The organism is uncultured Polaribacter sp., assembly GCF_947500975.1.
Lineage (GTDB): Bacteria > Bacteroidota > Bacteroidia > Flavobacteriales > Flavobacteriaceae > Polaribacter.
The window spans coordinates 88,191-106,519 of record NZ_CANMUE010000009.1 but is presented as its reverse complement, the minus strand read 5'-3'; the positions used below and the strand labels follow the sequence as shown (position 1 = coordinate 106,519).

Sequence of the window (18,329 nt, the reverse complement as noted above, 5' to 3'; positions counted from 1 at the left end):
ATATTTAAAGTGATTATCCTTCACAAGAAGCACATTCTTTCTTTTGCTTAAATTTCTGTGCAGCATTCATACTGTGTTGATAATACATAGATTTTACACCTAATTTCCATGCGTTTATATACACCGCATTTACGTCTTTAATTGGCATATCTGGGTGCACCATAATATTTATAGATTGCCCTTGATCTATATGATTTTGTCTGTTTGCAGCTTGATAAACAATTACGTTTTGGTCAATTTCTGAATACGTTCTAAACACGTCTTTTTCTGCTTCTGTTAAGAAATCTAAGTGTAAAACAGAACCATCATTATCTCTTATGCTTGTCCAAACATCTTTTGTATTTCTCCCTTTTTCTTCTAGAACTTTTTCTAAAATTGGGTTTTTAATAGTTGTTTTAATTTTTGCAATATCTTTTACATAAATATTAGACCAAATTGGCTCAATTCCTTGAGAAACTTGTCCTAAAATAAATGCAGATGATGTTGTTGGCGCAATAGCATTTAACGTTGTATTACGTCTTCCATACCCTTTTAAAACAGCTGGTTCTCCATATTCTTTAGCCATTTCTTCTGATGCTTTATAAGACTTTTCTTTAATTACTCTAAAAATCTCACTATTTAAAGCGTATGCCTCTGCACTATCAAAAGCATGCATTTTAGACTGCAATAAAGAATGCCATCCTAAAGCACCTAAACCTAATGCTCTATTTTCTTTTGCAAAGTTGTATGCTTTTTCCATAAAACGAAATGTAAACTGATCGTCTCTATCTTCTGAATTTTTATACACATCTAACTTTGTAATAAATTCTTCCATTACTGCATCTAAGAAATACGTTAGTGTTTCTACTGCATCCGTATCTTTCCATTTATCGTAGTGCAATAAATTTACAGATGATAAACAGCAAACAAAAGACCAATCTTCATTTGATGGCAACATAATTTCTGTACACAAGTTACTTGCGTAAATTTCATGACCTTTATCTTTATAAACATCAACAGTTCCATTATTTGCATTGTCTCTAAACAATATATATGGATATCCTATTTCTCCTCTTCTCTGTAATATTTTAGCCCAAATACTTCTTTTCTCAACATCTCCAGCAATCATTTCTTCCATCCATTGGTTACCAACAGTAACTCCATGTGTTAATTCTTGAATTGGATTCCCTTCTGTACCAATTTCTAAAAATTCTTTAATATCTGGATGATCTATAGGTAAATATGGAGAAAAACGACCACGTCTTACAGAACCTTGACTTACAACATCAACCATTTTTTCGAACAACTGCATAATATGAACAGAACCAGATGATGAACCATTATTTTTAACATCTGCTCCTCTTTCTCGTAATTTCCCAAAATAACCAGAAGTTCCTCCTCCTAATTTAGACATCATACCAACTTCTGATTGTGAGAATAAAATATCTCCCATATCATCAGCAACATGACTACCAAAACAACTAATTGGCAAACCTCTTTTTTTCCCAAAGTTAGACCAAATTGGAGATGCTAAAGAGTAAAACCCTGCAGCCATATATTTATAGAACTTATCAGAAAAACCAGGTTTCTTTAAAATACGTTCTGCATTGTCTGCAATTTCACGTATTCTTTCTTCTGGCGTTGTATTACCAGTTAAATAACCCGATTCTAAAAATTTACGACTATTTTCTGTTAGCCAATTAATTTCTGGTTCTTTCATTTTTTCAAGCATTTCTTTTCTTGATGCGTTTCTTGCTTGAATTAATCTTTCGTGCTCTGTAAGCTCAGTTGTTTGCTGCGTTGTATGTTCTCTTTGGTTCATATTTAAAATAAGTCGTCGCTGGTTATACTTTTTGTTCTTTTACTATAGTTGATTGATCTTTTTACGAAAAAATCTCCATGTTTAGTTCCAATAATTTCATCATCAAACCAATCTGTTTCGGCTACTAATGCATCATCTACTTCAAATACTGTTGGGATTCCAATACTTGTTAAAGATTTATTGAATCTATTTTTTATGAATTCTTTAATTACTGCTTTTGGTAAGAAGTCTAATTCTCCTTTTTCAAAAATCCAATCAATTATTTTACTTTCTGATAAAAATGCTTCTTTACAAGTTTCTTGTACTAATAAAGTATGAGCATCATCAAACCAATCAGGATTTTCTTCTTTTATTATTTTAATAACATCAATTCCAAAATCTCCATGAATTTGTTCTTCTTTTGAAGTAGCTTCTACCACATTAGAAACCCCTTTTAACACGTTTTTATGCTTGTTAAAAGCCATGATAATTAAAAACTGAGAAAATAAAGAAACGTGTTCTATAAATAATGAAAACAAAATTATAGACTCTGAAAACTCTTTATTGTCTTCGCTATTTACATTTTTTAATGCTAATTCTAAATAATTAACACGCCTCATTATTACAGGATTTTTCTTTAAGTTTTTAAACTCATTGTTCAATCCTAAAATTTCTAATAAATGTGAATATGCATCATGATGTCTTACCTCACTTTCTGCAAATGTAGAACCCACAGAACCAATTTCTGGTTTTGGCATTCTCTTATAAATATCTCCCCAAAAAGTTTTAACAGCAACCTCAATTTGAGAAATTGCTAACATTGTATTTTTAATTGCACTTTTTTCTGTTTCAGATAAATAGGCTTTAAAATCTTGAATATCGCTTGTATAATTAAACTCTGTGTGAATCCAATAAGAGTGTCTAATTGCATCTACATATTCATTCAACTCAGGATAATCGTAAGGTTTTAAATTCAACCTTTTTTCAAAAATATTTCTCTTTCTATTTCTTGTTTGCTCGTTTCTATATAATATATATGCTTTTGCAACATCATGAAAAGGACTGTCCATTAATTTGAACTCAACAATATCTTGAACTTGTTCTACAGTAGGTGTATATTTAGGTTCTTTTAATTTTCTTTCTAATAAAGTACCGTTAACGATATTGGCAATTGCTTCAGCATCTTTTCTTGTACCATTATTTACAGAAAGCATAGCTTTTTCAATGGCTGTTGTAATTTTCTCTAACTCAAAAAGGCTAGATTCTGAGTCTCGTTTTATAATTTGAGTAATTTCCACAGTATATTTATATTATTTAGTCGTCAAATGAGGGGAATACAAAGATTGGTTTTTTTACTCCAAAATGAAAGCCATACTTATTCACAAAACCCTTGAAGTTTTTAACAATATGATTTTTTTTTTGATTTTTTTAAAAATTATAAAATATCTTATAAATCTGATTAACAGATGTTTAAAATGTCAATTTTTCTTAAAGTCCTAGTTTTGTTGACATTCCTACAATCAACTTTTATTCATCTAAAAATGAAAATATAATTTTAAATTATACATCAATATATATTTCTCTACCCATAATATTCGATTTACAAAACTGAGAAACTAAGATTATTAAGCAATTGGTTAACCAGCTTAGAAAATTGATTGAATAAAATATTTTAACGTGCTTTTTTTTGCCTTATTTTTGTAAAAACTTTTTTTTGATGAAAAATAGATTCCCAAAAATTGTACAAATTGCTATTATTTCTGTTTATCTTATATTTTTAGCAGGCTCTGTTGTTAGAATGACTGGCTCGGGAATGGGATGCCCTGATTGGCCAAAATGTTTTGGTTATTACATTCCGCCAACATCCGAAGAACAAATTACTTGGAAACCGAATACTGAATTTAAAAAAGGTTTTATCATTATTAAAGATGAAGTTTTATTTGTTGCTGAAAGCGATTTAAAAACTGCTTCAGAATTTAATCAAAATAATTGGAAAAAATACACCAAACACAAGTATGCTAAATTTAACAAATATCATTCTTGGACAGAATATATAAATAGATTATCATCTGTTTTATCTGGATTTGTCTTTTTATTCTTGATTTACGCAGCAAGCAAATTTTGGAAAAAAAACAAAACAATTCCACTATTAGCTTTTACTGCATTCTTTTTAATGCTTCTTGAAGGCGGAATGGGTAAATTAGTGGTTGACACAAATTTAAAACCCGGATTAATTACCATTCATATGGTTCTTGGCTTGGTAATTATAGCTCTTTTATTAAAACTTAAATTTATTGTTTCCGATAAAAAAACAAAATATAATTATAATTCATTATTTAATAAACTACTTCTTTTTTCTGTAATTTTCTCACTAATACAAATAGCTTTAGGAACCCAGGTAAGACAATTTATTGATGAACAAGTAAAATTATTTGGGTTTGAAAACAAAAATTATAGTTTGATGAACCCTAGTTTTAAATTCTATTTTCACAGATCATTTACAATAGCAATTGTACTGGTAAATTTGGGTTTATTTTACATCAATCAAATTAAAAACCTAGGTTACAAATTGGTAAACTGGATTGTATTTTTAATCTTTTTAGAAACCATCTCAGGAATTTTAATGTATTATGCAGAAATACCTTTAGGAACCCAAGCTATACACTTAATGTCTGGCGCAATTTTATTTGGTTTACAGTTTTACTTATGGCTACAAAATCGTTCTGCTAAGTAAAAAACAGTCTCAGTTTTCAATTGTATTTTATCAAGAAACTAAAAAAACTGTATACTACTAATTAAAATTACGGATGTGCATTTACCCAAACTTCACCATCAGAAAAGTGTTCTTTTTTCCAGATAGGAACCGTTTCTTTTAAAACATCAATAGCAAACTCACATGCTTCAAAAGCAGCTTTTCTATGTTTTGCGGACGCAGTAATAATTACTGGAATCTCACCAATTTGTAACATTCCTTCTGCATGATGAATGGCAATTTTTTTAATATCAAACTTTTCTAAAGCCAAATCAGCAATTTTTTGCATCTCTTTAATTGCCATTGGTTTGTAGGTAGAAAAATCTAACTGTACTACCTCCTTTCCTTTAGTATCATTTCTTACAGTTCCTACAAAAGCAGAAATCCCTCCACAAGAATCATCAGTTACAAACTGATAACATTCTTGTAAATTAAGTTTTTCGGAAGTTATTTTTATCGAGGTTCTATTCATTTTATAAGATACTGATACAAGTTCATCACTAGAACAAAAATAGGAAATCAAAATGTATCTTTGCTTTTCAATTACAAGAGTTTACAAAATGAAAAATATTTTTAGAATTATAAGTATATTAGAAGGCGTATCTTACTTACTTTTATTATTTATTGCTACACCAATTAAATATTTACAAGGTAATGAAACCTACGTAAAAATGCTTGGAATGCCTCACGGATTATTATTTATGCTATATATTGTTTTAGCAATTGTGATAAAAAAAGAGATGAATTGGAGCAACAAAACATTAGGTATCGTTTTGTTATGCTCTATAATTCCTTTTGGCACTTTTTATGTGGACAAAAAATATTTACGCTAATTTTTTAACCTCCACTTACTGGCGGAATTATAGCAACCACATCAAATTCTTTTAAAACAACATCATTAGCTGCATAATCTTCATTTACAGCTATTGCATAAGAATTTATGTTTTCTAACTGAGGGTGTAAACTCTTTAAAATCAATTTAAAATCATTAATTGATGTATTTTCTTTAACATCAATTTGCTGTTGTGTTTCACCAACTAAATCCGTTGTAATTCCAAAAAAAAGAGTTTTTATTTTCATAATTTAAAATTAGTTAAACAAACTCATTTTAAAAACAAATCCATCGTTTTTTATTCCAGCGTAATTAGATTTCACATAATCTATCCTTAATAGTCTCCATTTACCAAAACCAACATTACCCAAACCAACGGAATATTCTGTATAAGGTTTTTTATCTGCCATAAACATGGCTTTAGAACCACCTATCAAATGAAAGTTTAATTTATTTAATAAGGGAATTTTTCCTAAAATAGATCCTTTAAAATTATGCTCAACATGTGTTTCTGCATATTTATCATTTGTATAAAACTTATAATATTCTAACAACATAAAACTATTTAATTGATTACCTGACACAAAAGTTAATTGATTACCATTTACCTGTAATTTATCCATAAAAGCAATATCTTTCTTTTTCAAAAATACACCTCCTCTTAAATTGTATTTAAACTCTCCATAGTTACCTGCATTTATATTTTGCTTTAAACTAGTCAAAAATAAATCAGAGTTTAGTTCAGAATTTGAAGCACCAAAAGTTTTACGATAGTTAACATTTAAAGTTGGAAATTTATTATCATCTACATTAAATTTCTGATCAGGGTAAGACAAATATTTTTGAGCAAACACAATAGTTGCACAAACATTTAAGGTTGCAATCTTATGTTCAGTAAAAGCTGCGTTGGTAAAATCGTTTTTATCTAAAGGATTATTAGATGTAAATACTCTATTTTCATTTTCACTTACAAAAGAATAATTAGTGGTATTAAAAAGCGGTTTTCTATTTGCATATTCTAAAGAAGAACAAAAATAAATTCCGTTTTTTATTTCTTCTGAATAACTAATTTTAGCAAATTCTTTTTCATAAGTTTTTAAAAAATTTTGTCTTCTTATTAATGATCTAATTAAATTATCAAGCTTTTTAATTGGCTCTCTGCCATTAAACTGAGCCGTTTTAACTCCAGCAAAAATTGACAATCTAGGTCTAGAAAAATTATTCCATTTTTTGGTAAAATAAAACGTAGGTCTAGCTATTTTATCAGAAAAACCATAATTTAGTTTTGCACCAGCATTCCACCATTTTCCTTTATCATTTTCACGTTTAAAGTAATTTACACCAACAGAAGTGTTAAAACCTTGCACTGTATTGTAACCAAAATCATTTATCAACCCATCAAATGAAAGCTTCCATTTTTCATAAGAATTTCTATAAGTATAACCCATTATTGGCACCCATAAATTAAACTTATTTTGCTTTTTATTTACAGAATCTAAATGCTTTTTAGATTTACGCACAACCTTAATACTGTCTTTTAAAGTATAATCATTTTTCTCTTCAACGGTAAGAGGAACAGGTCTTAATTTACCCCAAAAAAGAGTGTCTTTTTTTGTAGCGTTTTTTTCGAATGATAATACTTCATTTGTAAATGTATCAGTCGTAAAACTTGGCTCAAAATCATAATCTGAATATACGTAAGAAAATTTACCTGTAGGTTTAAACCCTAAGAAACTAATATCAAACTCTATACTCTGACTTATTAAAACCCAAGCATCCACTTTTTCTGAATAATTATAACCTTGTTTTAATTTTAAAAAATTAACAAAAGGTAAATTTACTTGAGCACCTTTTGCTGTTAACTCAGAACCATATATTGCCCAATCATTTTCAACAACATATATAAAACCTTCAAAAACACGATCATTTTTACGCTTAGGAATCAATTTTATTTTATTGATAAGTTTTTTATTCTTATCATAAAAAGTTCCTACTAATTTATACTTATAATAACTAAACGCGTTATTTGAAATTGGAGAAACCAAATCATTAAAAGTTTCTATACTATTGTCATATAAATTAATATTTGAATCTTCAGCCCTATTAAAACTAACTCCATTATCCATTCCACTAACTTTAGAGGCAACAATTTTTTCTTTAAAATTTTTTGGCTTTTTTTGATAAGAAATATTTGAAAATGTCTCAGACAAATAAACAATTCCACTTCTTGTAGAATCTAAACCACCTCCAAAATCTCCCATAGTTTTCCCAATAAATTTCTCAGGAGCATCTTTAATTCTCGTTAAACCTCTTGAATAAAATTTAGCTGTATAATTTGCATACTTATTTGTATTCTTATCTTTATTTGCAATTACACTTCTAATAATTCTATTTGCAGGATTGTCTTTTGTAGAAATTAAAACCTCACTTAATTGCACACTTTCTTCCTCTAATTCTACATTTAATTCAAAAGGAAAAGAAGTAATCTTTACCTCTTTCTTTAACGTTTTATAACCTAAAAATTGAAAAATAATTGTGTATTTTCCTTTCTGTTTTAAATTTAGTACATAATCTCCATGATCATTAGATGTAGTGCCTGTAACAGTTTTATCTAAATAAACACTCACAAAAGAAAGCGCTTTATTATTAGCATCTGTTATTTTACCTTTTACTTGAGAAAAAATTGATATTGTTAAAAAAAGGGATAATAGTAAAGTAATCTTTTTCATAGTCTAGCTTAAGTTTAATTAACAAACATAAAATTTATCTTACAAATAAATACTTAAATTTTGTTAAACAAATTAAAAAGCAGTCTTTAATCTTTAAAAGCTTCAAAAAGATAAAACTAGACTAATTTATTAAAGAAAATAATCAATATTTAAAAGATTAAAAATTGCTATTGCTCTTCCATTGAAAATCCTATATTTGTTTGCTATTAACAAACTTAATTTAAGTTATGAGTGATTCTAGAAAAAGACATGAAGCTTTATTATACCATGCAAAACCTAAACCTGGTAAAATAGAAGTTATACCTACTAAAAAGTATGCCACTCAACATGATTTAGCTTTAGCATATTCTCCAGGAGTTGCTGAACCTTGTTTAGAAATTGCAAAAGACAAAAATAATGTTTACAAATACACTGCTAAAGGTAATTTAGTAGCAGTAATATCTAATGGAACTGCCGTTTTAGGTTTGGGAGATATTGGCCCTGAAGCCTCAAAACCAGTGATGGAAGGAAAAGGTTTGTTATTTAAAATCTTTGCAGATATAGACGTTTTTGATATTGAAGTAGATGCCACTGATGTGGATAAATTTATAGAAACTGTAAAAGCAATTGCTCCTACTTTTGGAGGAATTAATTTAGAAGATATAAAAGCTCCTGAAGCTTTTGAAATAGAAAGACGCTTAAAAGAGGAATTAAATATTCCTGTAATGCATGATGATCAGCATGGAACTGCAATTATATCTGCAGCCGCTTTAAAAAATGCTATTGAAATTACTAAAAAAGATATATCTAAAGTAAAAATAGTTGTTAATGGTGCTGGTGCAGCCGCTATTTCTTGTACACGTTTGTATGTAAAATTAGGAGCAAACAAAGAAAACATCATTATGTGTGATAGCAAAGGTGTTATCAGAAAAGATAGAGCAACTTTAACTTCTCAAAAAGCAGAATTTGCAACTTCTAAAGATGTAAATACTTTAGAGGAAGCTATGCATAATGCAGATGTTTTTATTGGTTTATCAATGGGTAATGTAGTTTCGCCAGAAATGTTGCTTTCTATGGCAAATGACCCAATAGTATTTGCGATGGCAAATCCTGACCCTGAAATTGAATATGATGTAGCCATTAATACTAGAGAAGATATTATTATGGCAACCGGTAGATCCGACCATCCTAACCAAGTAAATAACGTATTAGGCTTTCCGTTTATTTTTAGAGGTGCTTTAGATGTAAGAGCTACTAAGATTAATGAAGAAATGAAACTTGCTGCCGTACATGCGTTAGCAAACTTGGCTAAAAAATCGGTTCCTGAGCAAGTAAATATTGTGTATGATGAAGTTAGTTTATCCTTTGGTAAAGAATACATTATTCCTAAACCATTTGATCCAAGATTAATTTATGAAATTCCACCAGCAATTGCAAAAGCAGCTATGGATTCTGGAGTTGCATTAGAACCAATTGAAGATTGGGATAGGTATAGAGAGCAATTAATGGAAAGATCTGGTTCTGGTAGTAAAGAAATTAGATTATTACATAATAGAGCAAAAAACAACCTTAAACGTATTGTTTTTGCGGAAGCAGATCATTTAGATGTTTTAAAAGCTGCGCAGAGAGTACATGATGAAAAAATTGGAAAACCTATTTTATTAGGAAGAAAAGATTTGATTTTAGCATTAAAAGAAGAAATTGGTTTTACTGGAGATGTGCCAATTTTTGATCCTAAAACTGATGAAGAAGAAGAACGAAGAAATCGTTTTGGAAAAGCTTACTGGACAAGAAGACAACGAAAAGGGAAAACATTATCTCAAGCAACAAAATTAATGCGAGAACGTAATTATTTTGCTGCAATGATGGTGAATGAAAATGAAGCAGATGCTTTAATTACTGGTTATTCTAGACCATACCCAACAGTTGTAAAACCAATATTAGAACTTATAGAAAAAGACAAAAGTATTTCTAAAATTGCTGCTTGTAACTTAATGCTTACCAAACAGGGTCCGTTATTTTTAGCAGACACAACTATTAACCTAAACCCAACAGCAAAAGATTTGGTAAAAATAACCCAAATGACATCGAAATTGGTAAAAATGTTTGGTATGAAACCAAATGTTGCAATGATCTCTTTTTCTAACTTTGGGTCTTCAAGTTCTGAAACATCAAAAAAAATAAACGAAGCTGTTTCTTTTATTCATCGTCATTATCCAAAGGCAAATGTTGATGGAGAAATTCAAGCAGATTTTGCTCTAAATAGAGAAATGTTAGAAAAAGAATTTCCATTTTCAAAATTAAATGGTCAAAAAGTAAACGTACTAATTTTTCCTAATTTAGAATCTGCAAACATCACCTATAAATTATTAAAAGAAGTTAATAAAGCAGAATCTATTGGTCCTGTTATTTTAGGATTAAGTAAAGCAGTACACATATTACAACTAGGTTGTAGCGTAGATGAAATGGTAAATATGGCTGCTTTAGCATGTGTAGATGCTCAACAAAGAGAAAAGAACAAATAAATTACTACATTAGAGCCCTGAAAAAGACGGTATGATAACACAAGTTAGAGGAAGGTTAGTAGAAAAAAATCCAACAGAAATTGTTGTAGATTGTAATGGTGTTGGTTATTTACTTCATATCTCGTTAAATACTTTTTCTAGTTTACCAACAGATGAAAATGTAGTTTTATTTACACATTTAATTATTAGAGAAGACGCTCACACACTTTATGGCTTTATTAATAAAACTGAAAGAGAAGTTTTTAAATTATTAATTTCGGTTTCTGGAGTTGGACCTAGCATAGCAAGAACTATGTTATCATCAATGACATCAGAGGAAATACAAAATGCAATTGCATCAGAAAACGTACCCTTAATACAATCTGTAAAGGGCATTGGTGCAAAAACTGCGCAAAGAGTTATTGTTGATTTAAAAGATAAAATTTTAAAAACTTTTAATATAGATGAAGTTTCAGTATTTACAAACAATACAAATAAAGATGAAGCGTTATCAGCTTTAGAGGTTTTAGGTTTTCAACGAAAACAATCTGAAAAAGTGGTTAATATTGTTTTAAAAGAAACTCCTGATGCAACTGTAGAAAAAATCATAAAACTAGCTTTAAAAAATTTATAGTAAATTGATTAAATTATTTAAAAATATAAGTTTGTTAGTATTGTTTACTTTTGCTGTAAGCCAAAGATCATACACGCAAACAATTAGAACACAAGACAATGTAACTCTAAAAAAAGATACTATACCTTTAAAATACAACTTTAAAAAAAATCAAAAAGGTGGCTTATTTTTAGATGACTTAGCTAAAAAAGAAATTGTTTTTGACAAAGCTCTAAATCTTTATGTTATTGTTGAAAAAATTGGAGATTATAACACAAGAACTCCTATTTATCTTACCCCTAACGAATACAAACAGTATCGTTTAAAGAGAGATATGTTGCAGTATTTTAAAGATAAAGTAAGTGCAACAAGCGGCAAAAAAAAGGGGTCTGATGTAGCTCAAAAAGACTTACTACCAACTTATTATGTCAACTCAAAATTTTTTAAATCTATTTTTGGAGGAAATACAGTTAAAGTTACACCTACAGGAAGCTTAAATCTAAAACTAGGTTTTATTTATCAAAACACTGATAACCCACAAATATCCGAAGAAAACAGAAGTAGTTTTACTTTTGATTTTGACCAACAAATAAATGCAAGCTTACGTGCAAAAGTTGGAGAGCGTTTAGAGTTTGCACTAAATTATGATACACAAGCAAGTTTCGATTTTCAAAACCTTACCAAAATCGATTTTGCACCGTCAGAAGATGATATACTACAAGGTTTTGAAGCAGGTAACATATCAATGCCTATTAAAAACTCTTTAATCAATGGTGCGCAAAGTTTATTTGGTGTAAAAACTAAATTAAAGTTTGGTAACACCAATGTTACTGCTGTTTTTTCACAACAAAATTCAGAAAGCAAAACTGTGGTTGCAGAAGCAGGAGCCTCTATTCAATCTTTTGAATTACAAACAACAGATTATGATAATGATCGTCACTTTTTTCTATCACAATATTTTATTGATAATTATGCAAACTCTTTAAAAAATTACCCACTTATTAGTAGTCAAGTAAATATTACAAGGATAGAAGTTTGGGTTACAAATAGAAATTCAAGTACTGACGATTTTAGGTCTATTGTTGCTTTAGCAGATATTGGTGAAGCAAATAATACTAACTCTAACTATAACAATTTAGTAGATGATTCTAATTTGGTACAAGCAACAAACCCTGTAACAATTATATCAAATGGTCAAACCCTAAACTTACCACAAAACGATGCTAATAATATTTTTGAAACTACCATTTTAGACGGAATTAGAAATATTGCTGATGTGGATAACACCCTAAAAGGTGCCTTTAACATGGAACAAGGAACAGATTATTCTATCCTTGAAAATGCAAGAAAATTAGATGCTAGTGAGTTTACATTAAACTCACAATTAGGGTACATCTCTTTAAACAGAAGATTAAATGATGGTGAGGTACTAGCTGTTGCTTACGAATATACAGTAGCAGGTACGGTAAACGGAAGTACAGAAAAATCATTTAAAGTTGGTGAATTTTCTAATGACGGTATACAAGCCCCAGAAAACTTAGCTGTAAAATTATTACGATCAGAAATTTTACAAACTATACGTACAAATACAACTACAAATGAAGAGGAATCTTTTCCTACCTGGCGTTTAATGATGAAAAACATTTATGCTTTAGGAGCTTATCCATTATCGCAAGACGGTTTTCGTATTGAGCTACAATACCGAGACGATCAAACAGGTATAGCATCAAATACACTTCAAAATGCGCAAACTGCTGATATTCCAAATTTACCTTTAATACAAGTTTTTAAATTAGACCAGTTAGATCAAAGTCAATTTAGAAATTCTGATGGTTTTTTTGATTATGTAGAAGGAATTACAGTTAACTCTGAAAATGGATACATTATTTTTCCAGAGCCAGAACCTTTTGGAAATGATTTAGTAAAAGATACAAGTATTGCTGATGATATTGGTTTAGATGAAACTTTAGACGAACAATATTTATTTAAAGAATTGTATTTAAATACCAAAACAAATATTAAAAATAATCATCAAGATAAAGATAAATATTTTTTAACTGGATATTTTAAATCAGAAAATTCTGGCGGAATTCCTATTGGAGCTTTTAACGTTCCTAGAGGATCTGTAAATGTTACAGCTGGCGGAAAACAATTAGTAGAAGGGGTAGATTATGTTGTAGATTATCAACTTGGAAGAGTTAAAATTATCGACCCAGGTTTACAAGCATCTGGAACACCAATAAGTGTATCTACAGAAAATAATACAGTATTTAATCAACAAAGAAAAACCTTTATGGGTGTTGATATTGAACATAAATTTTCTGAAGATTTTATAGTTGGCGCAACAGTTTTAAATGTAAACGAAAGACCTTTGACTTCTAAAGTTAATTACGGCTCAGACCCTATTGACAATACAATGTTTGGGATAAATATTGATTATTCTACAGAGGTGCCATATTTTACAAAACTAGCTAATAAGTTACCATTTGTAGACACAGATGTACCATCAAACCTTTCTGTTAGAGCAGATATGGCTTATTTACTACCTGGAACTCCAAGTGGAATTGATGTTACAGGTGCAGCAACTACTTATATAGATGATTTTGAAGCCTCTCAAATATCTATAAGTTTATTATCTCCTTTAGATTGGCATGAAGCTAGTACACCAAAATACTTCGATGGTTTTTTGGGTAGTCAAACAGATTTAACTTACAACAATAAAAGAGCAAAATTAGCTTGGTACAATGTAGATCAAATTTTTTATGGAATTGGAGATACTCCTGCAAGTATTGATGCTGATGAATTATCTAAAGCAGCATCTAGGCAGATAAGTTATTCAGAATTATTTCCGAATGTACAATTAGACATTACACAAAATTCTTTGATAAATACTTTAAATTTAGCATATTTCCCATCAGAAAGAGGATCTTATAATTTTAACCAAGATATAAATGATGTAGATTTTAACGATGAAAATGGCGGAATCACCCTTAAAAACCCAGAGACAAATTGGGGAGGAATTATGCGTGCTCTTACAACTACTAATTTTGATCAAGCTAATATAGAATATATACAATTCTGGATTATGAATCCTTATGAAAATTATTCTATTACGTCCGAAGACGGTTTACCATCCAACGTAAACCCTAATGATTTAACAAATCAAGTAGGTGATTTATACATTAACTTAGGTAGTATATCTGAAGATATTGTAAAAGATAATCGTAAGATGTTTGAAAACGGATTACCAGAAGATGGTTTAAAAGTAGATGGATCTAATGTAGACAGAACAACTTGGGGTGATGTACCAACAAACCCATCAATAATTTATGCTTTTAGTGAAGAAGATAATGCTAGAATACACCAAGATGTTGGTTATGATGGTTTAAATGATACTGAAGAAAAAAGCTTAGAAGGTATTGGTAATATTTATGCTTCTTTACCTGACCCTGCCGCTGATAACTTTCAATATTTTAGAGGAGCAGAATTAGATAATATAAATGCATCTATTATTAGGAGATATAAAAATTACAACAACACCCAAGGAAACTCGCCAACTTTAAATCAATCAACAGAATCGTATCCTACTTCATCTACAACTTATCCTGATGTAGAAGACATCAATAAGGATCAAACAATGAATACTGTTGAAAGTTACTACCAATATAAAATATCTTTAAATCAGTCCGATTTAGTATATGGTCGTAATAATATTGTTGATGAAAAAATAACTACAGTTACATTAGAAAATGGAACAACACAACAAACAAAATGGTATCAATTTAGAGTTCCAATTAACAGCGGAACTGCAGTAAATGGAATTACTAATTTTAATAGTATACGTTTTATAAGAATGTTTTTAACTAATTTTAAAATGCCAGTTGTTATTCGATTTGGTGAATTAGATTTAGTACGTGGAGATTGGAGACGATATACAAAAACTATAAACCCAGACATAGATCCGGATAGGGATTTAGATAATACAGAATTAGCAGATTTTGAAGTAGGTGTAGTAAGTATTGAAGATAATGACGGTAGTTATATTGAACCTCCTGGAATTGAAAGAGAAGCACTACAAGGTAGTACAACAATACAACTACAAAATGAACAATCTGTAACTTTAAAAGTTACAAATTTAGAAGCTAATAGCACAAGAGCCATTTACAAAAACATAAGCGTAGATTTAAGACGTTTTAAAAACCTTAAAATGTTTATGCATTTACAAGGTAATGATGGTTTTGCAGGTGTAATTAGGTTGGGTACAGATTTAGACGACAATTATTATGAAGTAGAAATTCCATTAACGCCAACTACAGGTGGTACAAGTCAATTAGATATTTGGCCAGAAGAAAATAATTTAGACGCTTTTCTAGAAAACTTTGGTAAAGTTAAACTTGAAAGAGATAAACTAGGCTTACTTAATAATGAACGTTATACTTCAGAATTACACAGTACAGATAAGTATACTATTACTGTAAAAGGAAATCCTACGCTAGCGGAATTAAAAACAATAATGCTAGGTTTAAAAAACACAGGTACAATTGCAAAAAGTGGTGAAATTTGGTTTAATGAATTACGTGCTTCTGGTTTTGACAATGAAGCAGGTTGGGCTGCTGTTGTAAATGCTGATGCAAATTTTGCTGATGTTGCCAACATTTCTCTTTCTGGAAGTATAGAAACTATTGGTTTTGGTAATGTAGAAGATAGAGTAAACCAACGTAGTTTAGATGAAACAAAAGAATACAATATTTCTACAACAATTAACCTTGGAAAAGTATTAACACCTGAAAAATGGGGAATCCAATTACCTATGAGTTATAGTATTGGTGAAAAGTTTATTGACCCAAAATATGACCCAAAATATCAAGATGTTACTTTACAAGAAGCTATTAACGCTGACTTGCCTGATGCTTTAGATCCTGAATCTTCTAGAGATTACACTAAGAGAACTAGCATTAGTTTTACCAATGTTAAAAAGAATAGAAACCCAAATTCCACTAAAAAACCTAAGTTTTACGATATAGAAAACTTAGCGGTTTCTTACTCTCATAACAAAGAGTTCCATAGAGATTATAATATTCAAAAATATATTAACGAGAACGTTTCTGCATCCGCTGGTTATAATTTTAATTTTGATTCAAAACCTATAGAATTCTTTAAAAACTCTGAAAAATTTAAGAGTAAATATTGGAAGTTTATAAAAGATTTAAATATTAATCCAATACCTAGTACAGTTTCTATTAACTCAAGGATTAATAGAGCTTATAATGAGCAACAATCTAGAAATTTAATTGATGGTTTATCAGATCAACCAGAATTAAAACAAAGAAGATTTTTATTTGATTGGGACTATACAATTGGGTTTGATTTAACTAAGTCTCTTCAATTAAACTTTAATGCTACTAATAGTTTTATTTATGATGCTTTTGGAAGTGGAGAAGAATTAGAAATATTTGATAACTTTTTTAACACTGGTAGAGCAAATCAATATCACCAAAAATTAAATGCTACATATAAAATTCCATTAGACAAATTCCCATTCTTAAGTTTTATAAAAGCAGATTACTCATATACTGCTGATTTTGATTGGAAAGTTTCTTCACAAGATCAAACAATTTTCGAACAAATTGGTAATGTAATTCAAAATGCAAATACCCATAATATTAATACAACGCTTACATTAGATCGTTTTTATAAAAGCTTAGGGATAGAAAAATATTTATTAACAAAAACGCAACGTAAAAACGCTAAAGGAAAAGACTTATCTAAAATAAAACCAAAGAAAAATTTACCTCTAGGTAAAAAAATATTAAAAGGTGTTTATGATATTGCTACATCTGTAAAACAAGGAAAAATAAGTTATTCAGAAAATAATGGTCAATATTTACAAGGTTACAATCAAGACATTGGTTTCTTAGGTGGGTCTCCAACAGCATTTGCTTTTGGTAGTCAAGTTGATATTAGAAATAAAGCTCTAGAAAATGGTTGGTTGATTACAAGAACAGATGGTGAAGAATATTTTAATAAAACATATAGCAACACCCATTATAATAAATTAGATTATACATTTACTTTAAAACCTATTAAAGATTTAAATATTGATGTTAGAGGGAATAAAATTCAAACCAGAGATAGATCTCAACAAATAGATTTATTAGACGGTAAAGATACTTTTGAAGATACACCGTATTTTGAAACAGGAAACTTTAGTACAAGTCATTCTATGTTTGCTACTGCATTTACAGATGGAGATATATTATTTCAAAAAATGAAAGATTACAGAAGTGTAATTTCAAACAGATTAGCAACAGAAAACACCGCTGATGCAACAGGTTTTGGAGAAAATAGCCAACAAGTTTTATTACCTGCTTTTTTAGCTGCATATTCAGGAAAAAGTGCTTCAAAAGTGAGTACAGGTATATTTAGAAACATACCAATTCCTAACTGGACACTACGTTATAATGGTCTAATGAAATTTAAATGGTTTAAAAAGAACTTTTCAAACTTTGTAGTTTCTCATGGTTATAAATCATCATATACAATTTCAAGTTTTACAAATAACCTACAATACAAAGATGATACAGCATTTACAGAAACAAATTCAGCTGGAAATTATCAACCAGAATTACTAATAGCTAATGCAACCTTGGTCGATGAATTTTCTCCTTTAATAAAAGTTGATATGAAAATGAAAAACTCTTTTTCTTTTAGAGGAGAAATTAAAAGAGATAGAACTTTAACAATGAACTTTAACAATAGTACATTAACTGATATTTATGGAACAGAATATGTTTTTGGATTAGGATATGTATTTAAAGATGTTAAAATGAAAACCAAATTTACTGGTAAGAAAACAACCTTAAAAGGTGATATTAATTTGAGAGCTGATATTTCTTTAAGAGATAACTTAACGCAGATAAGATATATTGATGAAGATAACAATCAAATAAGTGGAGGCCAAAACATATTTTCATTTAAATTTACAGCAGATTATCAATTAAATAGTAATTTAACCGCTTCGTTTTATTACAATCATCAATCATCAAAATATGCAATTTCTACTACATTTCCAAGACAGGCAATCAATGGTGGAATTAATTTAATATACAATTTAGGAGGAAATTAAATAATTAAAAAACA

The 18,329-nt window shown here is 29.3% G+C and carries 10 protein-coding genes; 5 read left to right on the top strand and 5 right to left on the bottom strand.

Annotated features, from left to right (window positions below):
* Positions 1 to 13: 13 nt before the first annotated feature.
* Both Q0733_RS11015 and Q0733_RS11010 read right to left on the bottom strand, forming a co-directional pair.
* Entirely contained in the window at positions 14 to 1,801 is a 1,788-nt protein-coding gene (locus tag Q0733_RS11015; RefSeq protein ID WP_298782293.1) for a ribonucleoside-diphosphate reductase subunit alpha, read from the bottom strand.
* Between the two features lie 2 nt (positions 1,802 to 1,803).
* On the bottom strand, positions 1,804 to 3,078 hold the full coding sequence (locus Q0733_RS11010; RefSeq protein WP_298782292.1) for a ribonucleotide-diphosphate reductase subunit beta: 1,275 nt from the start codon (positions 3,076 to 3,078) through the stop codon (positions 1,804 to 1,806).
* 419 nt (positions 3,079 to 3,497) lie between these two features.
* Between Q0733_RS11010 and Q0733_RS11005 the strand changes: the two genes are divergently transcribed.
* Positions 3,498 to 4,514: a COX15/CtaA family protein gene (locus Q0733_RS11005; RefSeq protein ID WP_298782291.1), complete on the top strand. Its 1,017-nt coding sequence runs from the start codon at positions 3,498 to 3,500 to the stop codon at positions 4,512 to 4,514.
* Positions 4,515 to 4,581: 67 nt separating this feature from the next.
* Here Q0733_RS11005 and Q0733_RS11000 read toward each other — a convergent pair whose 3' ends face one another.
* On the bottom strand, positions 4,582 to 5,004 hold the full coding sequence (locus Q0733_RS11000) for a molybdenum cofactor biosynthesis protein MoaE (RefSeq protein ID WP_298782290.1): 423 nt from the start codon (positions 5,002 to 5,004) through the stop codon (positions 4,582 to 4,584).
* 88 nt (positions 5,005 to 5,092) lie between these two features.
* Between Q0733_RS11000 and Q0733_RS10995 the strand changes: the two genes are divergently transcribed.
* Entirely contained in the window at positions 5,093 to 5,365 is a 273-nt protein-coding gene (locus tag Q0733_RS10995; RefSeq protein WP_298782325.1) for a DUF3817 domain-containing protein, read from the top strand.
* Positions 5,366 to 5,369: 4 nt separating this feature from the next.
* Here the strand turns inward: Q0733_RS10995 and Q0733_RS10990 are convergent, their stop codons facing one another.
* Both Q0733_RS10990 and Q0733_RS10985 read right to left on the bottom strand, forming a co-directional pair.
* Entirely contained in the window at positions 5,370 to 5,612 is a 243-nt protein-coding gene (locus Q0733_RS10990) for a MoaD/ThiS family protein (protein WP_298782289.1), read from the bottom strand.
* Positions 5,613 to 5,621: 9 nt separating this feature from the next.
* Positions 5,622 to 8,093 carry a DUF5686 and carboxypeptidase regulatory-like domain-containing protein gene (locus Q0733_RS10985; protein ID WP_298782288.1) on the bottom strand — a complete coding sequence of 824 codons (2,472 nt, stop codon included), beginning with the start codon at positions 8,091 to 8,093 and terminating at the stop codon, positions 5,622 to 5,624.
* Between the two features lie 227 nt (positions 8,094 to 8,320).
* Here Q0733_RS10985 and Q0733_RS10980 point away from each other — a divergent pair, with 227 nt between their 5' ends.
* The 3 genes from Q0733_RS10980 to sprA are packed head-to-tail and all read left to right on the top strand — an operon-like array spanning position 8,321 to position 18,315.
* Entirely contained in the window at positions 8,321 to 10,597 is a 2,277-nt protein-coding gene (locus Q0733_RS10980; RefSeq protein ID WP_298782287.1) for an NADP-dependent malic enzyme, read from the top strand.
* 31 nt (positions 10,598 to 10,628) lie between these two features.
* Positions 10,629 to 11,210 carry a Holliday junction branch migration protein RuvA gene (ruvA, locus tag Q0733_RS10975; RefSeq protein ID WP_298782286.1) on the top strand — a complete coding sequence of 194 codons (582 nt, stop codon included), beginning with the start codon at positions 10,629 to 10,631 and terminating at the stop codon, positions 11,208 to 11,210.
* A gap of 31 nt (positions 11,211 to 11,241) precedes the next feature.
* Positions 11,242 to 18,315 (top strand): cell surface protein SprA, encoded by a 7,074-nt coding sequence (gene sprA, locus Q0733_RS10970; protein ID WP_298782285.1) that lies wholly within the window; start codon positions 11,242 to 11,244, stop codon positions 18,313 to 18,315.
* Positions 18,316 to 18,329 lie beyond the last annotated feature (14 nt).